The organism is Marinobacter sp. DS40M6, from assembly GCF_028581595.1.
GTDB classification, from domain to species: Bacteria; Pseudomonadota; Gammaproteobacteria; order Pseudomonadales; family Oleiphilaceae; genus Marinobacter; species Marinobacter salarius.
The window spans coordinates 470,062-487,319 of sequence record NZ_JAFCAE010000004.1 but is presented as its reverse complement, the minus strand read 5'-3'; the positions used below and the strand labels follow the sequence as shown (position 1 = coordinate 487,319).

The following is a 17,258-nucleotide window of genomic DNA, read 5'->3' as shown; positions in this document are numbered from 1 at the left end:
CCGGTCAGTTACTGGCGTAGCGCTGATGAAGGATTCCAACCCGTTCCACATAGGCGCGGGTTTCCGCGTAGGGTGGTATGCCGCCATGGCGCCCGACGGCCCCCGGGCCGGCATTGTAGGCGGCCGTTGCCAGCTTGATGTCACCGTCGAAGCGCTTGAGCATACGGGCCAGGTAATTGACTCCACCGCGAATATTCTCCGGGGCCACCATGGCATTGCGAACACCCAGCTCCTCTGCGGTGGCAGGCATTAACTGCATCAGCCCCTGGGCTCCCTTGGGCGACAGGGCTTTGTCATTAAACGCCGATTCCGCATGGATGACAGCCCGAACCAGAGCGGGGTCAACGTTGAACTCCCTGGCGGCCGTCTTGATTTCATCCCGGTAGGGCGACAGAAACAGCGGTGTGGTGCGCCAATTAACGTTGGAATCCGGATCGCAGGCGTAGCAGTGGAACCGGATGACACTGAAATTCGAGCTGGCGGGCTGGATACCACTGTAGGCAACTACGCCATTGTCGTCAGTGTAGCGGTAAACCACTTCATCCTTTGTTGACGCACGCTTGTCGCCACTGCCCTTGACGTTGGTGTACTCCACGGTACCGTCGGGGTGCACAATACGCTTGATACTGTCCGCCGATACGGGCGCAACGAAAGCCAGTAGCAGAAATGCCAGCGAGGAAGTGAGAAGGGTTTTGCCGCTTATCATCGTTGACTCTTGGAGTGCATGATCAAGAACACCGCCTGCATTCGTAAATAACAACCGTAAGGCGGATTATACGGCGTTAATTGCCTGAAGAAACCGCAATGTTTGTCGGAAAAGTGTTACTTTTCTCAATATAGCCGGTCAATTCTCATTGTTGGCGACATCCTGGAGATTCTGTGCCTTTGAATACGTCCCGCAGCAACCTTGTACTCATCGGAATGCCCGGCAGCGGCAAAAGTACGGTTGGGGTGCTGTTGGCAAAACAGCTTGGCCTGGGGTTTATCGATACGGACCTGCTGATTCAGGAGGAAGCAGGTCGCACCTTGCAGGACATTGTCGACGGTGATGGCTATCAGGCACTAAGGCGAATTGAGGAGCAGGTATTGCTGAGGCTGGATGTGCGGCGTCAGGTGATATCCACGGGCGGCAGCGCCGTCTACAGCGAACCTGCGATGAGCCACCTGAAAGCTGATGGTCTCGTGGTGTTTCTTGATATTCCGCTGGAGGTGGTCATTGCGAGGATAGGGGATTACAGCGCCCGTGGCATCTCCCGACGACCGGATCAGTCGCTGGAACAGCTGTTTTGGGAACGTTTTGAGCTTTACTCGCGGGCTGCGGACGTGGCAGTCAATTGTGTTGGTAAGAGTCAGGAAGACGTTTGCGACGACATATCGGCGGTGATGTTGCAGATGCCGGCGACACGTTAAAAACATGCCGCCGGACGCGAAGACTTCTAGGGTTTCGGTCCTTTGCCCCGAAGCGCGTTGGCCACCAGTGAAATAACCAGCAGAACCAGAAAGATAAAGAACAGAATTTTCGCAAACCCTGCGGCTGTCCCCGCGATACCACCAAAACCAAGTACGCCGGCGATTACCGCGACGATCAGGCATACAATAGCCCAATAGAGCATAGTATTTCTCCTGTTGTGTAACGTCACCTTCAAAGTGGCACATGGGCCTGAAAGCCACAAATAGTGGAAGTCCGAAAACGCTTCGCAAGAGAATGATTTGTGCTGCAAACGATTGTTTTGTTGGTCTAATTACCTTTATTGTCGGTTGATTAAGCTTTGCTAAGGTGCGGTTTTACGACAAAAGTTGTTACTGTCTACCAAATAATATCGGGAGAATTTCAATGCTCTTCAAACAACTCGGTTATTCTCTGGCTTTCGTTCTTGCACTTGGCATGTCCGGTTCCCTGCAGGCGGAATCGTCCGGGGATTCTTCGGTTGAGTCGCTGAAAAAAGAAACCCGCGAGCTTGGCCAGGCGTTGCAGGAGTTCGGTGCGGACCAGAAAGCAGAGGCGGAAACAGCCATTGAAAATACGCTCTCAGCTCTCGACAAGCGCATAGACACGCTACAGCAGGAACTGGATCAGAATTGGGACGACATGAGTGACACGGCCCGGGAACGGTCAAGGAAAAGCCTTGAGTCACTGCAGGAGCAGCGGCAACGCGTCCAGCAATGGTATGACGAGCTGCAGGCCAGTTCATCCTCCGCCTGGGAACGTGCCAAGCAGGGCTTCTCCAACGCCTACGACGCTTTATCAGAACAGTGGAATGAAACCGAGCGCAAACTGATGGACGACTCGGACAAGAAGAACGACAGCATCTAGACGGCGTTTCGGAATTGCACCGGCCATACAGACCCGCCCTGAACATCTGTACTGGTTGTTAATTCCGTTTACTGTATCTGTTTTGTTTGTCAGTCACAGGTTACAGTGGGCAGACTCACATTCGTCTGCCTCTCGGTTAACCGTATGCCCCCGATTTTCTATTCGTTTTTTGTGCCGGCGCTCTTTGTTTGGCTGTGGAGCACGGGCTTCATTGGCGCCAAGTATGGTTTACCCTTCGCTGAGCCGTTTACGCTCCTGCTGATACGCATGCTGTTTACGCTGGTACTGCTCAGCGTACTCGCCTGGATAATGAAAACCCGCTGGCCTGGTTGGCGTGGTGCCGGTCATCTGGCGGTTACCGGCCTGCTGGTGCATGGCTGTTATCTGGGCGGGGTTTACTACGCGATTCAGGGGGGCATGCCGTCGGGAATCGTGTCGCTTATTGTCGGCCTGCAGCCGCTGGTAACGTCGGCCGTGGCCATTCTGGTGCTGAAGGAAAGTGTCTCGAGCCGGCAATGGCTGGGCCTGGCACTGGGCCTGGTCGGTGTAACACTGGTGTTGCTGGAAAAGTTCGGCGGTGGTGCTTCTGCTTCCGATTTCCCGCTTTGGACTCTGCTTTGGGCTGCGCTGTCCCTGGGCGGCATATCCTTGGGCACGGTGTACCAGAAACGTAACGGCACCCAGTCGGATCTCGTCGCAGGTACGTTCATTCAGTACAGTGCTGCGGCAACGTTTTTCGCCGTTGGTGCCTTTGCGTTTGAAACCCGTGAGGTGGTGTGGGCTCAGCCGTTGATCTGGTCGATGGTCTGGCTGGTGTTCGGTGTTTCCATCGGGGCGATTCTGCTGTTGATGTGGCTTATCAGGCGCGGTGCTGCCTCACAGGTGGCCAGTCTTTTCTATCTGGTGCCACCTGTCACTGCGCTGGAAGCATACTGGCTCTTTGATGAAAGGTTGGGCGTGCTTGCGATGATTGGGGGTGTTATCTCCATCACCGGGGTTGCCCTGGTGGTAACGCAGCAGCGAAAACAGGCGGCCTAGTTCCAGGGGTCTACCCGGAACAGGGTACCCAGGCCGGATTGCGGGGTCAGTTTGCCGCACAGCCTCAGCCCCTCCCAGAAGCTGACCTGATTAGCGGTCAGTACCGGCTTGCCCGCCGCTGCCTCCAGGTCCTCCAGCCAGGCGGCGGAATGCAATGCGGTATCGGGAATCAATAGCGCATCTGCGTCCGGGTGGTCATTGTCCGTCACGAACCTCAATACGGCCTCTTTCTCCAGCGTGCCCACCTCCGCTGCGGTAATAATGCCGCGGCAGTTTATGTGCACTACCTCGATATCGAAGTGCTCCAGAAACGTTTTGAACAGCAGGGCTATGTCCCGCGGGTAGGTAGCCGCGATGGCGACCCGCCTGGCGTTGATGGCGGTAACCGCCCTGGCGAATGCCATGGCCGTGGTAGAGGCCGGGATATGAAGCAGGTTTTCGAGCGTCTCGATTTGTTCCCCTATACCGTCGATGCCACGAACGAAACTGGCACTGGTGGAGGTCCATAAAACGGCTTCCATATCCGCATTTTCAAGGTGTCCGGCTCCTTCCGTAAGGCGCGCCGGGCTTCCCATTTCGGTGAGTGCGTCAACGGTATGTGCATCTTCATCGAACGCCGTATGTACGACTCTGACCTCAGCCGGTGGTGAGATCATTCCGGCCAGACGTGGGTAGTCATCCTCGGCAGCGTGTCCAGGATAAAGAAAGGCGAGGCGGGGAACCGGTGTGTTCTTGTCCATGCCTGAACAGTATTAGAGTTCAGGCAGTGTTGGCAACAGGATTGCGGGATGTCAGAAGGTGGTGTCCAGTACGGTGCCCATTTTTTTCTGACCCAGTGCATTGTCGAACGACGTTCCGTGCCACGCTGGATGACCGGCAATCATCACCAGGGGCACCACACCGTCGGTGCGGTTAACCAGTTGCTCGTGCTGAAATGCCTCACGGTACTGACGTTGCACCGTATTGTTGTGGTCCATGCGGCGCAGGGCTGACGGGTCTACCAGGATAAGGTCGGCCTGATCGCCCACTTCGATGCCGCCCCCTTTGACGCCAAATACACGAGCGGGGTCTCGGGTGAGACGGCGTACCATATACGCTACATCTATATCGCCGCCGTCAGAGGCCAGTTTCAGGGCTCTGAGGTTGCCGTCGTAAAAGGCCATGTTGGTGAGATGGGCGCCACTGTCATTGAAGCCCGGCAGCAGTTGCCGATCCATCAGCAGGTTGCGGACAACGCGTTCGTTCCGATTCGCGGACACGGTATACCAGCTCAGATCACGGTCGAACGCCCGCAGCATCGCCAGCACGAAATCGCCTTCGTCCTTCACCCCAGAGAAGTGGTCTTTCAGCAGGGCCCGTTCCGCATCGCTGCCTTCGAGTGGTTTTCCTGCGTTGGCGGCATTCACCCGAACGAAGACATCGGCAAAGGTATGGCCTTGCCATTCTCTCAGGGGGCATACGTCGATGGTCATGTCCGCCAGGGTACGGTTGAAGGCGTAGTCCTCCAGGCGTACCAGCCGTTTGAGGCGCTTGAGGCCAAAACCGGTTTTGCCGCTCATCCACATGGCTTTGAACGACGCGATGTAGGCTGGATCGTTGAGGATGTTCAGCCGGCCTTCACGGTCCTCCAGTTCGGTCTCATTGAGAATACGCAGTTCCTCGATCTCCTCGGAGAGCGGCGTTACGGCGCCGTCGGACCATACCTTGAAGGGGGCGGCCAGGGCCTGCAGGTGGAAGTCACCCCGCAAAAGTCGGGAATTGAGAACCCGGGCCAGCAATCTCGCCAGCCGCACGATCTTGCGGTTGCTTTGCACATCCAGGGCAGCCACCACCGTTGTTCTGAGTGGTTTGCCGTGGAGTAGGCCACAACTGAGCAGAAAGGTCTTGATGGTGCCCATGGTGCTGTCTTTCGGTGGCGTGGCCTGCCAGACACCGCCCTTGCGCCGTACCACGTCCGTCAGCCGTTTGATTTCCGGGTATTTGGCGAACTGCGTGGGTATGGTCTTACGGGTATTGGGCTGGTTGGCCAGGTAATGGAACGGCAGGGCATCGGTGGAGAATCCGGCATAGCCGTCATCCATGGCCTGCTCCAGCAAGGCCTCCATGGCCTTGAGTTCGTCTTCCGTGGGGTCACGGGAAATGCTGGCGTCAAACCCCATGACCTCAATCCGCAACATTGAGTGCGGCACCATGGTGACCAGATTCGGGCCCAGGCTAAGTCTGTTCAGATGCTGGATGTATTCCTTCGGGTTCTTCCAGTCCACTCGATCGGCGGTCGCCCGCAGGACGTCCTTGGGAATGTTCTCCACTCGGGCGTAACAGTCCACAATCGGGTCTGCACCGTCCTTGCGCTGTGCGCCAAACGCCAGCCCCAGGCTACAGTTGGCAATGACAACCGTGGTGGTGCCATGGCGCACGGATTCGGGCAGGCCAGGGGCAACCTCCAGCTCCAGGTCGTAGTGGGTATGAATGTCAAACAACCCTGGCATGGCCCAGCGTTCAGTGGCATCGATGACCTTGTGCGCTTTTTGCGGATCAAGGTCCGGCCCTCGTGCTGCGACCCTGCCATCTGCGATGGCGATGTCTTCGCGGACCGGTAATTCGCCAATACCGTCGAAGACCTTGGCACCCTGGATCAGATAGTCCCAGACGGTATCGGGTGTGGTATCGCTCATGCGTGCCTCATGGTTTGTTGTTATGGTTCTCCCTAGAAGCCAGACGGGGTGCTAGGGCCTGATCTCGGTGGTGCTACCGGCCGGATTGGCGGGCTCATCCTTGGCTATAACATAGATGGCGCCGAGCACGATGGCCAGGGCTGCGATCAGAACGCCGGCGGCGCCGATAATCATTTTGGGCCTGGAGCTCTGAAGGCTCCCGCATTCCGGGCATTTAGGCGTTTCGGTGGGAAGGCTGGCTCCGCAGTTGGAGCATTGGGTCTTTGCCATGTTGTCTGTCCTCTTGGTGATGACGGGTCACAGGCATAGGGTGACATGTACCGAGTTAAGGCCAGAAAGCATTGGGGATAAATCCGTAGTGACCCTGAGTCAGAGCGCAAACACCGCCACAAGGGCGGTGAATACTGCCAGGGTGCCCACGATCACCAGGAATTGCATCCAGGGGAACCGCGGCTTTTGCGGAACGTTCAGTTCGGATTCCAGGTGTTCCCTGAGCAGTTGGGTATTCCGGACATTGGCCTTCCAGGCGAAGTCGAAGACGTCGCCAATGACCGGAACAAGGCCGCCGAAAAAGTCGATCAGCATGTTCCTGGCCATTTGCTGTTTGACCCGGGGGCTGGCTCCGGCACGGTGCGCTTCCAGGAGTACGTAGCAGGACATGAGCAGCCCGGCCAGGTCGCCGAGTACCGGAACAAGGCCGATGATGGGTTCCAGCCCGATCCGAAAGCGCGTGAAGGGTATGCCAATAGCGTTATCGGCCATCTGACTGAATCGGTTCAGGCGGGCCAGAGCTGCCTGTTTCTCTTCCTGGCCTACGGGCGTTGACATCCCATCAATCCCAGGATTTTTCCTTGAGCCGATAGAACTCCTCGACCACGGCATCCATGGCACCGGCGTCATAGTCACGAAGGCCACTGACCACAAGCTTTTTGGAAACCTCGCCGGCAACGTTGCCGTCTGAGATCAGCCGGTAGTCCAGTGAGACATTGCCACGCTTTCCGTCCGGCTTCAGCTCCGCGTTATGGAGTTCAAGGTCGGGGCTTGGCGCATCAAGCGTATCCAGGGCCAGGCTCATGCTTTGATACATGATCATTGGCCGGTCCGGATTGAACATCACGCCAGCATTTTCCATCAGCGGTTTGAGCGTATGGGGGAAGTTCTTGCCGGACGCGGCCACGTAGCAGCGAGTGAAGTTCTCAATCACGGTGTCATCGTGAGTCCGCTCACCACTGCGTTCCACCTCGATGTAGACCTTGTCATTCTGATCGTAGACGCGGATCAGACCGTCGTCGTCCTCGCGGAAGTCCAGTGGAACATTTTCGCCGAGCAGGCTGCGAAAATGGAAGGTCATCTGTCGGGACAGGCCGAAGTGTGACAATAGCAGGGCAAACAGCAGGTCTCCGGGAACACAGAAACGCCGGGCATCCGGATTGTGGATCGGATTAAAATCACCGGCCACTTCCTTGGCAAATCGACTGGCCTGGGTCGCGCTGATCAGTACGAGTCCGTTCTGGGCGGTGTGGTAGCGTTCAAGAAACATGCGTTGCCTTTTCGTTTTCGCAAATAGAGATGCCATGATAGTGGCCTGAAACGTCCTTTGCAGCAAGACACTACGAAACCAATGTCTAAGGCCTGGACGTAAATAAATGGTTTCGCTATGTCGCCCGGCGATGATGGCGGCCGGTTTGCATGTACACCAGAGTGCTCAGGCTGTGGGTACCCCGTCGGTATGGCCGAGTGATCGATCGGGCGAGACTTCATTTCGAACCAGTTGCTTCAGTTCCCGGATGTCGGGGAAGCCTTGCTGTTCCTTACGTGACCAGATGCGTTTGCCATTGACGTGAATTTCAAAAATTCCGCCTGTGCCCGGTATCAGGGTCAGTTCGTTCAGCTCCTCTTCAAAGGTGCTCAACAGTTCCTGGGCCATCCAGGCGGATCGAAGCATCCACTTGCAGCCCGTACAGTACGTGATTCTTACGCTGTTTGGCATGGGTGGTCTCCCGTTGATTCGGTGATTGTGGTGTTTCAGGCTTTTGCGGTGGCCCCCAGACTATCCATCCGCCGGGGTTTTGCAATACAGAATCCCTGCCCGAAATCTACCTGGATCTCTTTAAGCAGCTCCAATGTCTCCATATCTTCCACATATTCGGCGATGGTTTTCATGTCGAGGAAATGACACAACTCGGTGATGGATCGAACCAATGCGTAGTTGGTCAGGTTACTGGCCATGTCACGGACGAATATGCCGTCCACCTTGACGTAGTCCACCGGTAGTTTTTGCAGGTAGGCGTAGGAGGACAGGCCGGTTCCGAAGTCGTCCAGTGCAAACCGGCACCCAAGCCGCTTCATCTCGGTCATGAAATCGGCGGCGTAATGCAGGTTGGCAACGGCGGACGTCTCGGTGACTTCGAAACAGATCTGATGGGTGAGGGCGTTGTGCTGCTTCATCCTCGTTTCCAGGGCGAACAGAAAGGCGTCGTCACTCAATGATGCGCCGGAGAGGTTGATGTTGAACGTATGGATGCTCTCCATGGCGCCTGGGTGTCCTTCCATCCAGTCTATTGCTTCGTCAATCACCCAAAGGTCAACACGGGAACTCCGGCGGAACTGTTCCGCGGCCTCAATGTAACTTTGTGGGGAAATTTCCTGGCCGGAGGAGTTCTGAAGGCCTAGCAGCAGTTCGTACATGTCACCGTTGCTGCCATCAGTCAGGGGAAGGATCCGCTGTGCTCTCAGGTACAGGCTGCCATCGCGTATGCTGCGGTCAATTTCGGGTACCCACTGGGGGCCCGAGGTGGGCACTTGCTGGGATTGGTCCCGAACCCGTTCAACGCTGTTTCCGCCTTTCTTCTTGGCGGATTTGAGCGCCAGGTTGGCCTGGTTCATCAGTTCGCCGGCAGAGCGTAGGGTGTCTTCGAAAGGGCACACGCTCGCACTCAGGGTGGCGGAGAATTCGGTGTCGTCAACGGTATGTGACTCGGTTCGAAAGGCGTCACGCAGCCGTTCGGAGAAATCCAGTCCTTCCTCCACCGGCATCTTTTGGGCCAGCAGTGCGAATTCGTTACCTCCCAGTCGACCGATGCAGTGATCGCCGGAGTGTCCCGAAGCCTGATCCTGAAGCAGGGAGGCAAACCGTTTAAGGAGTTCGTCGCCGACGCCGGTGCCATAGGTGGCATTGATCACACTGAATTCGTCGATGTCGAACACCATCAGGGTATGACTACCTGGTTTGCCGTCCATTACGGACAGGGCCTGGGCCAACTGCTTCTCGAAATCATGCCGGTGAAGACATCCCGTGAGGGCGTCGTGAGTGGCTTCGAAGTTGAGCTTGCTGTAGACCCCCTGAACGATGTCGAACAGGCTCTGGTCGACAAAGGGAATGTCACCCTGCTTGACGAGCCACGCGTCACCGCGGGCCAGTCTCGACACGAATTCGGAATATTGATAACTCACCTCACCCAGCCCCTGGGGCGAAAGGAACACAAAGCGAAAGACATCCTTGCCGCCCCAGACCAGTCGCATGCGCCGTTTTTCACCATTGTCGAGGACAATCTCAACCCAATCGCCCACGCCAATTTCCTGGGCACGCCGGGCCCAGCGGGTGTCAACTGACTCTGTAGAGGCCTCCGCTTCCTCCAGCTGGCAGGAACCCGGGGGATAGGCGTCGAGGGTTACTGTTTCGGTCGATACCTGCTGATGCAATTCCCGGGTCAGCCTCGCCACCACATCGCGGACTGGAGACACTTCGCCAACCGTACGTAGTTCCCTGTCGATAAGCTGGATCAACGCGTCGCTTTCCAGTTCCCGCTCAAATGCGAGATCCTTGCTGGTTTCTCCGCCCGATAGCCAGAGGCGGATCTGCTCAACGATGTTAATGAAACTTGTGGCGGTTTGGCTCTCAGCGCCTTCCCGCAATACCGCCAGTACGATCAACTGCTCCCAGCCTGCGTTCAAAAGATCAAGCAGTACTGTTGGCACGGCTTTATCCGCCAGGATCATGTTCAGGCGTCGCTGCACGCCGAGCCGCGTCTGCCGCAGGCGCTCCTTGCCTTCCAGGGTCTTGGCGATACGTTCGGAGTTCCTCAGGAACGATTGTTCCTGGCGTTCTACCAGGCCCTGCAACCGGGTACCGATGGACCTGTAAAACGCTTCATCCCGTTCTTCCGTCTGGATGAGTTCATCGATAATCCCCGTCACCGTCTGTTCCAGGTTGCGGCTTGAACTCCGCTCGGCCAGGCAGAGGCGCATAAGATCGTTGACGATGGTCCTGGCCGGGTGGTTGTCGCGGTCCAGAAATTCAGAGGTATCGAGCAGGACCTCCAGAACCGGAAGTCTCAACTGTTCAAGCTGTTCCCTCAGCGTTCTGTTCAGCCCCTGTTCATGCTCCAGTGGGGCGAACAGACGATCCACGAGGGTGACTTTGTCCCACGTACCGTCATCAAGTGCCTGTTCCAGATCCGGATTGGAGGATGCCAGGTTTCGAATGGCCTCCTCCATGCTGGGGCCCGGCTCGCCCAGCACCTTGCGCAGATCATCTCTGTGCGGTCGCAGTTCGGCGGTAAACTGTGGGTTGGTGCGTGGCCAGGTATCCCGCAGGTTACCCGGATCCTGTTGCAGGCTCATCAGTCGCAGTAACGAACGCCCAGGGGCAGAGGCGGGTGCCGCGGGGGGCGTGGAATCTACCACCGAAGCTTCAGGATGGGGCGTCTCCGTTGGTGCTTCCCGGGCCTTATTGGATTCCCTCAGTGACCAGTTGGAAGGCAAGCTGGTCAGATCGAGCGCCAGCATGCCCGCTGCACGAAGGTCGCGGTTCAGCGACTCTGCGGCTCGGGGCCAGAGGTCATCCAGCACGGTCTCGAAAGCAAGGTAGAGCGTGCCGCGATGCTGTCGGGCAATACCGAGTCGATCAATGGCGAATTGCAGACAGGTGCACAGTGACAGTGGTGAAAGAGGGTTGCTGCGGTCGCTGATATCGCAGGAAAAAAGCTGGTTGAGCAACTGGCTGAGCACGAACAGCGTATTGGTGTGTTTGCTGGCGAGCTCGGATGCCACCATTTGGAGTTCCAGCCAGTCCTCAAAAACATGCTGCTCCACGACCCTGAGTTCGCCGTTTTGGCTGTCGTTGTCCTTACTCGGGTTGAGCTGGTGGTCGAACGCTTGGAACTGCAGCGTAAAATCCCGGTATATCTGCTCCCCCCGACTGTTGAAGATAAAGCGCATGTCCTTCAGACGGGTGATCTCACGCACTTCCGCCGCTTGTTCAAGGTCGTTCCCGATACCCTCGCAGGCGTGGTCGATGAAGTCGGCTACCAGGGTGCCCAGCAGGCGCCGGGTGTGTTTTTTGTAGGTATCTCGCAACGACGGCAAGCTGGCGGAGGGTGGGGTGAGCTGATCAGGAATCCTTTGTGGCAAGCGTCGCAGATATTCAATGGTTTCCGCGTCGTGGGGATCACTGGTCATCCGCACACTGTCCCCAGCGGCAGCTTGTAGACCACCACTCACACGCGTGGGGTGATTGCCGTCAAACAGAAATAGTTCGGCGGGAGTGTGGTCCGACCCATTCAGGTGTTGTATCAGACCAGGCGAAGTGAGGTTCGCCAGTGTCAGTTGGGCGCCGTCGTCGCCGGACGAGGCCGCGACCAGTTCACATCCACAAGGAATAAAACCGCGAACAACGATGAGAGCGTTTTGACGGAGGCCGGTGATACGGGTCTGGCTTTCTGTCATAAACGGGGTCCCTGGGCAGGCCGGCTGCCAACAATTCCATAAACATGCATTCAGATTTTACACTTCTTCACACCTCACGGTAGACCAGTTTCAGCGGAAAATCTGTTTATTCCGATGGATAAAGGTATTGACGGGTGTATTGGCATTATTGCTCAAAGTGACTAGCCTAAACTACCAATACCCCTACCCATTGCGACGAGGACAAAAGCATGCCAGCCAAACCAGGCCCAGAAATGACCGGCCCGTTGAAGTTCATTAGACCGGTCTTGCAAGGCCTCCTTATGCTGGCGGTGGTGTCGTCGGCCGTTGCTGACGAGAAGCTGTATATCTTCACCGAGAACTACCCACCCTATAACGCGTCAACCACGGGGCAGGGCTTCGCCCATAATGAAGACGATATCACCGGTATCTGTACCGATATGGTTAAAACCATGATGGAGCGGGTGGACTACGAATACGTCATGAAGATGCGGGACTGGAGCCGTGCCTACGAATGGGTCCAGGGGCGGGAGAACCATGCTCTGTTCTGCACCGCCAGAACCGAGGAGCGGGAAGACGAGTTTCAGTGGGTCGGCCCGCTGGCGTCGATCAAGTGGACCCTGTTTGCCGCGCCCGATTCCAACATCCAGTTGGAGTCCCTCGAAGGTGCCCGGCAGTACAAGATTGCCGGGTACAAGGGTGACGTCATGTCGGACTATCTGGTGAGTGAGGGGTTTGATCTGGTCATGAATGTGTCCGGTGAGCAGAATCCTCGCCGTTTGGTGCTGGGCCAGGCCGACCTTTGGGTGACAGATGGTCTCGTGGGGCCTCTGGTGGCGGAGGAAGAGCACGATATCACTGGCCTGAAACCGGTTCTCGTTTTCCGTGAGACGCCGATGTACCTGGCGGTCAGCAACGAAACGGCCCCGGCCATTGTGGAGGACCTTCAGGCAGCGCTTGATGAAGCGCGCGACAGCGGCGCCCTGGACAGTATCGCTCAACGCTACGAGCCTTGAGCGGTGGTAACAAATCCTTAACGCAACCAGTGGGGTTGTGGACAGCAGTAATGGCAAGCTTGTGCTAGCTTTTAACGTGTTTCCCGACGAATGCGGTGGCGTTAATGAGCAATCCCAAGCATACCCTTTTCTGGATGACGCTGTTCCTGGTGGTCGTTGTGGTGGTTTGTGCATTGATCCACAAACCATTGCAGGCCGCGTTTATGGCGAACTGGGTGTTCAACCTGTTAATTGTTTGTGTGCTGCTGGTTGGTATTGCCATCACCTATCGCCAGGTGTTTGTGCTGTTTCCGGAATTGCGCTGGATTGCGCAGTTCCGCACCGGCAACGCCGGGCTCTCCGTATTGCAGGAACCCCGTCTTCTGAAGCCGCTGGCGCGACAGTTGGATGACGACTCCAAGCGTGACCGCTTCTCGTTGTCCACCATGTCGTTGCGTACGGTGCTGGATGGCATCCACAGCCGCATGGACGAACAGCGCGAAATCACCCGCTATTTCATCAGTCTTCTCATCTTCCTGGGATTGCTGGGCACCTTCTGGGGCCTGCTTGGAACCATCAATTCCGTAGGTGCCGTCATTGTAAACCTGGACATGAGCCAGGAGGACTTCGGCAAGGTGTTTGCGGGCCTGCAGTCTGGGCTGCTGGAACCCCTGGAAGGCATGGGAACGGCGTTCAGCTCGTCGCTGCTGGGGCTTGGTGGCTCCTTGGTCCTGGGTTTTCTGGATATCCAGGCGGGCCACGCCCAGAACCGGTTTTACGACGGCCTGGAGGAATGGCTGACTGGTGTAACCAACCTCGTGGACCGGGTTGACGATGATCCGCGATAGCAGGCCAGCCCCATGATCGGTTCCCGGCGTCGAACCCGCAGCAGCATCAACGTATGGCCCGGATACGTCGATGCGTTGTCGGCACTGCTGATGTTGATCATCTTCATGCTGCTGATTTACGTGGTCAGCCAGCTGTACCTGTCGCAAACCCTCTCGGATCGGGATTCGGAACTGGCCAGGCTCAATAGCCGCTTGCAGGAAATTTCCCGGTTGCTTGGTCTTGAGCAGGAAGAGACCGCCGCCCTGGAAAACGAGATGGCTGCGGTCCAGAACCGCTTCAGCGAAAGCCTCGCGCTGAACGATACACTTCGTGAGGAGCTGGAGGAGGAGAAGGCCCGGCGGTTGGAGCAACAATACAATGCCGAGGCCCAGGCCCTGCGGGTTGAAGATCTTGGCAAGGCCGTCGCCAGGGCGGAGTCGGAGTTGGAGGATGAAGAGCAACTGACGGCTTCCCAGCGCGCAATCATCCAGCAGCTTTCGAACCAGATTGCGGCGCTGCAGGATCAGCTCGGCCGCATCACCGCTGCGTTGCGTTTACAGGAGGACCTCACCGCCGAGAAGGAAGCCGAACTTGAAGAGGTGGGAAAGCGCCTGAATACATTGCTTGCCGAACGAGTCAATGAACTGGAACGCTATCAGTCGGAGTTCTTCGCCAGGCTGCGGGATATTCTGCAGGATAACGAGAACATCCGCATTGTCGGCGATCGCTTCCTGTTACCTTCGGAATTGCTGTTTGCCTCCGGCTCCGCCAGCCTTGGGCAGGAGGGTCAACAGGAGCTGGACAAGCTGGCAGAAGTGCTGCTGGACGTGGTGGACGCCATTCCCGAGGATATCGACTGGATTCTGCGCATCGACGGCCACACCGACCGGATTCCCATCAATACCAAAGCGTTTCCCTCGAACTGGGAACTCTCCACGGCCAGGGCAGTCGCCGTCGTGCGCTACCTTGCCTCTGCAGGCGTTCCCCAGAACCGCATGGTAGCTGCCGGTTTCGGGGAATTTTTCCCGGTTGCTTCGGGCGGTTCTGCCGAGGCGCTGCGACAGAACCGACGTATCGAGATCAAGCTGACAGACCGTTAAACGCTAGAGGCTGTGTCAGCCTGTCCGCCCGAAGAAACGTTCGAAGAACCCGGTTTCCCGCACGTCGGGAATGGGCAGGTCGGCGTTATCCTCAAGCGCCTTGCGCCAGAACCGCTCGGGGTCATCGAGGTGGGCAACTTTTTCCCGTTCCTGTGTGCTGTAGGAATTGTGGTCTCCACTGAGCCCGTGTTCCATGAGTTCCTGTTCCCAGAGATACAGGGCGCAGCGAACAACGCGAAGCAGCTTGTTATAGCTGTCCCTGCTGATGGTAATGGCCAGTTCGGCGGTCAGGTTGATATGCGCCTGAAGCGTGGCCATTTCCTCTTTATCGAAAACAATACGGTGGCCCGTGCCTTTCTTGCAGGCCATACAGGTTTTTTCCAGGGATTTGATGCCTTCTGGCATGTCTCGATGGCCGAAGTCCTGCTTCTGCTTGTCGTCGACCGGGGCGGGGATCCAGCCATACTGGGGTGAGCGGGCCACGATATGGCCGGGAACATCGCGCCGGTAGGGCGGGAGTTCCGAAGTATCACTGTAGCCGTCAAACTCGATTCGCATCCACGACGCCATCGTCCGGTGGCGCAACATCATGGCCAGGGTGATGGCTGAGGGCATGATCTCCTCAAGTGATTCTCCGTCGTCCCGGAGCCGTTCGTCCAGATGATCAACTGCTGCTGACATGGCTGTTCTCCATTTACCACGGGCAGAAGGGCCCACCTCCTGCCTGGCTGTTGTTCTTGTCGGAAATTCTGTCCGGCGGCTTTACCGGAAGCATTGATTAAAAACTAGGCGCTTTCTGTCATTTCTTCCGTTGTAGAAAAGTAGCCAGTTTGTTACTGGAAGTAAGGGCTTCCCGGCAGGTATGCTCATATACCTTTGTATTCGCGAACCTGGCTCCCGGAACCTCGATACCTCTATGTCTGACTTGGCGTTGTACCAGTATGTCCTGATTGGCCTGATTTTTATCTGGAGCGGGTTTGTCCGTTCCGGGCTGGGATTCGGCGGGGCGGTGCTTTCACTGCCTTTCCTGCTGCTGGTGCTGGACGACCCGCTGGTGTTCCTGCCCATCATTGCAGTGCACCTGTTGGTGTTTTCCTCCCTGACCATCTGGATGAATAATCGCAAGTCGTCGGGTACGGGTGATGATGGCGCGGCGGTCGTGGGTACGGTCGATTGGCATTATCTCTGGCGGATTCTGGCGATCATGATCGTGCCCAAGCTGATCGGGGTGTTCGGACTGATCACACTGCCGTCAGAGATCATGAGCACGATTATCTTTGTGATCGTGTCCCTGTACTCCATCTCCTACATCCTTGACCGGCCTTTTCGCAGCGGCAGCCGGACTGTGGACGCGGTGTTTCTGATGGTGGGCGGCTACATCAGTGGTACGTCCCTGATTGGTGCCCCGCTGATTATTGCCGTTGTGGCGCAGCATCTGCCGAAAGAGCGCCTGCGGGACACCCTGTTCGCACTCTGGTTCATCCTGGTGGTGATCAAAATGGCGGCGTTTATCTGGGTGGGCGTCGACCTGCAGCTGATCCACCACCTGTGGCTGTTACCCTGCGCTGCCATTGGTCATGTCATCGGGCTTTACGTTCACGACCGCATGCTGAAGGCGGAAACACCGATCTTCTTCCGGGTGCTGGGCGTTGTGCTGTTGATCGTCAGCAGCATCGGTATGGCGAGGGTGTTGTTTCCCGGCTAACCCAGCGTGGCGTCAAGGAACATCATGATGACGAAGCCGCCCAGAAGCGAGAAGGTGGCCAGGGTCTTGAAACGGCCACGATGGGTCTCGGGGATGATCTCATCACTGATAATGAACAGCATGGCACCGGCCGCGAAGCCGAGGGTCCACGGCATGATGGGTTCTGCCAGCCATACCATGGTGCTGCCGAAAAGCCCGCCAACGGGCTCGAGCAGCCCGGTCAGCACCGCGATCCCGAAGGATTTCAGGCGTGAGTGCTCGATGGCCAGCAGGGAGACGGCCACGGCCAGGCCTTCGGGGATGTTCTGAAGCCCAATGCCCACCGCCAGGGCCACCCCATTACCGATGTCACCACCGGCAAACCCGACGCCAACGGCCATGCCTTCAGGGAAGTTGTGCAGGGCAATGGCGATGATGAACAGCCATATCCGGCGTATACGTGCGCTGTCAGGGCCTTCCCGGCCCAGGGTGAAGTGTTCGTGGGGTAGCCGCTGATGAATGCTGAAGAGCAGGCCTGCGCCCATGAGAAGGCCGGCGATAACCATCAACGCGGCGCTCCAGGTAGCGCCGGTGAGCTCCTCGCCGTATTCGATGCCCGGGAGTAGTAGCGAGAAGAACGACGCCGCCAGCATGACCCCCGCAGCTGCGCTGAGCATGCCGTCCTGCAGCTGTGGCGTGAGCTTTCTGACCAGGAATACACCCAGGGCGCCGACACCTGTCCCAAGGCCTGCCAGCAGGCTGGCAATCGACCCCAGCCAGACAACATTGACATCTTCCAGCATCGGTCTCCCTTAGTTCGTCGGTGGCGGCGTTACAGCGCCGTTAAACCTTGACCATGTTGATGGCAAGTTCCGCTACCATGGCTTATACCTTAGTACGTCAAAAATCCAAAACAGA

Annotated in this window: 18 protein-coding genes; 7 read left to right on the top strand and 11 right to left on the bottom strand. The window is 57.2% G+C overall.

Going from position 1 to position 17,258, the window contains the following annotated elements; genetic code table 11:
- Positions 1-4 precede the first annotated feature (4 nt).
- Positions 5-706 carry a lytic transglycosylase domain-containing protein gene (locus JJO78_RS12995; protein WP_075197010.1) on the bottom strand — a complete coding sequence of 234 codons (702 nt, stop codon included), beginning with the start codon at positions 704-706 and terminating at the stop codon, positions 5-7.
- 179 nt (positions 707-885) lie between these two features.
- On the opposite strand from JJO78_RS12995, the gene JJO78_RS12990 reads away from it, so the two are divergent.
- Positions 886-1,410, top strand: a complete 525-nt coding sequence (locus tag JJO78_RS12990; RefSeq protein WP_036210277.1) for a shikimate kinase — start codon at positions 886-888, stop codon at positions 1,408-1,410.
- Positions 1,411-1,436: 26 nt separating this feature from the next.
- On the opposite strand, the gene JJO78_RS12985 is transcribed toward JJO78_RS12990, so the two are convergent.
- Complete coding sequence (locus JJO78_RS12985) at positions 1,437-1,613, bottom strand: DUF1328 domain-containing protein (RefSeq protein WP_007152648.1); 177 nt, start codon at positions 1,611-1,613, stop codon at positions 1,437-1,439.
- 221 nt (positions 1,614-1,834) lie between these two features.
- Here JJO78_RS12985 and JJO78_RS12980 point away from each other — a divergent pair, with 221 nt between their 5' ends.
- Together JJO78_RS12980 and JJO78_RS12975 are read left to right on the top strand one after the other, a co-directional pair.
- On the top strand, positions 1,835-2,314 hold the full coding sequence (locus tag JJO78_RS12980; RefSeq protein WP_051947025.1) for a hypothetical protein: 480 nt from the start codon (positions 1,835-1,837) through the stop codon (positions 2,312-2,314).
- 144 nt (positions 2,315-2,458) lie between these two features.
- The gene (locus tag JJO78_RS12975; protein WP_075197011.1) at positions 2,459-3,352 is read left to right on the top strand and encodes a DMT family transporter; all 894 of its coding nucleotides are present in this window, start codon (positions 2,459-2,461) and stop codon (positions 3,350-3,352) included.
- Here the strand turns inward: JJO78_RS12975 and JJO78_RS12970 are convergent.
- From JJO78_RS12970 to JJO78_RS12940, 7 genes are all read right to left on the bottom strand, one after another.
- Positions 3,349-4,092 (bottom strand): maleate cis-trans isomerase family protein, encoded by a 744-nt coding sequence (locus JJO78_RS12970; RefSeq protein ID WP_075197012.1) that lies wholly within the window; start codon positions 4,090-4,092, stop codon positions 3,349-3,351. The genes JJO78_RS12975 and JJO78_RS12970 overlap by 4 nt on opposite strands.
- Before the next feature lie 51 nt (positions 4,093-4,143).
- The gene (locus tag JJO78_RS12965; RefSeq protein ID WP_075197013.1) at positions 4,144-6,027 is read right to left on the bottom strand and encodes an N-acyl-D-amino-acid deacylase family protein; all 1,884 of its coding nucleotides are present in this window, start codon (positions 6,025-6,027) and stop codon (positions 4,144-4,146) included.
- A 51-nt stretch (positions 6,028-6,078) separates the two neighbouring features.
- Positions 6,079-6,297, bottom strand: a complete 219-nt coding sequence (locus JJO78_RS12960; RefSeq protein WP_126811866.1) for a hypothetical protein — start codon at positions 6,295-6,297, stop codon at positions 6,079-6,081.
- A 99-nt stretch (positions 6,298-6,396) separates the two neighbouring features.
- Positions 6,397-6,855, bottom strand: coding sequence for a DUF4112 domain-containing protein (locus JJO78_RS12955; protein WP_075197014.1), 459 nt, complete (start codon positions 6,853-6,855; stop codon positions 6,397-6,399).
- 4 nt (positions 6,856-6,859) lie between these two features.
- Complete coding sequence (locus JJO78_RS12950) at positions 6,860-7,567, bottom strand: DUF3581 family protein (protein WP_075197015.1); 708 nt, start codon at positions 7,565-7,567, stop codon at positions 6,860-6,862.
- 165 nt (positions 7,568-7,732) lie between these two features.
- Entirely contained in the window at positions 7,733-8,017 is a 285-nt protein-coding gene (locus JJO78_RS12945) for a SelT/SelW/SelH family protein (RefSeq protein WP_075197016.1), read from the bottom strand.
- 35 nt (positions 8,018-8,052) lie between these two features.
- Positions 8,053-11,754: a DUF1631 family protein gene (locus JJO78_RS12940; protein ID WP_075197017.1), complete on the bottom strand. Its 3,702-nt coding sequence runs from the start codon at positions 11,752-11,754 to the stop codon at positions 8,053-8,055.
- Between the two features lie 209 nt (positions 11,755-11,963).
- Here JJO78_RS12940 and JJO78_RS12935 point away from each other — a divergent pair, with 209 nt between their 5' ends.
- The 3 genes from JJO78_RS12935 to JJO78_RS12925 all read left to right on the top strand — a co-directional run bounded on the left by JJO78_RS12935 (position 11,964) and on the right by JJO78_RS12925 (position 14,656).
- Entirely contained in the window at positions 11,964-12,749 is a 786-nt protein-coding gene (locus JJO78_RS12935) for a substrate-binding periplasmic protein (RefSeq protein WP_075197018.1), read from the top strand.
- A 104-nt stretch (positions 12,750-12,853) separates the two neighbouring features.
- Complete coding sequence (locus JJO78_RS12930) at positions 12,854-13,576, top strand: hypothetical protein (RefSeq protein ID WP_036209409.1); 723 nt, start codon at positions 12,854-12,856, stop codon at positions 13,574-13,576.
- Positions 13,577-13,588: 12 nt separating this feature from the next.
- On the top strand, positions 13,589-14,656 hold the full coding sequence (locus tag JJO78_RS12925) for a peptidoglycan -binding protein (RefSeq protein WP_075197019.1): 1,068 nt from the start codon (positions 13,589-13,591) through the stop codon (positions 14,654-14,656).
- 15 nt (positions 14,657-14,671) lie between these two features.
- Here JJO78_RS12925 and JJO78_RS12920 read toward each other — a convergent pair whose 3' ends face one another.
- Positions 14,672-15,337, bottom strand: a complete 666-nt coding sequence (locus JJO78_RS12920; RefSeq protein WP_075197020.1) for an AbiTii domain-containing protein — start codon at positions 15,335-15,337, stop codon at positions 14,672-14,674.
- A 235-nt stretch (positions 15,338-15,572) separates the two neighbouring features.
- Here JJO78_RS12920 and JJO78_RS12915 point away from each other — a divergent pair, with 235 nt between their 5' ends.
- Positions 15,573-16,361, top strand: a complete 789-nt coding sequence (locus tag JJO78_RS12915) for a TSUP family transporter (RefSeq protein ID WP_075197021.1) — start codon at positions 15,573-15,575, stop codon at positions 16,359-16,361.
- Here the strand turns inward: JJO78_RS12915 and JJO78_RS12910 are convergent.
- Entirely contained in the window at positions 16,358-17,143 is a 786-nt protein-coding gene (locus tag JJO78_RS12910) for a ZIP family metal transporter (protein WP_036209419.1), read from the bottom strand. The genes JJO78_RS12915 and JJO78_RS12910 overlap by 4 nt on opposite strands.
- Positions 17,144-17,258: the final 115 nt, after the last annotated feature.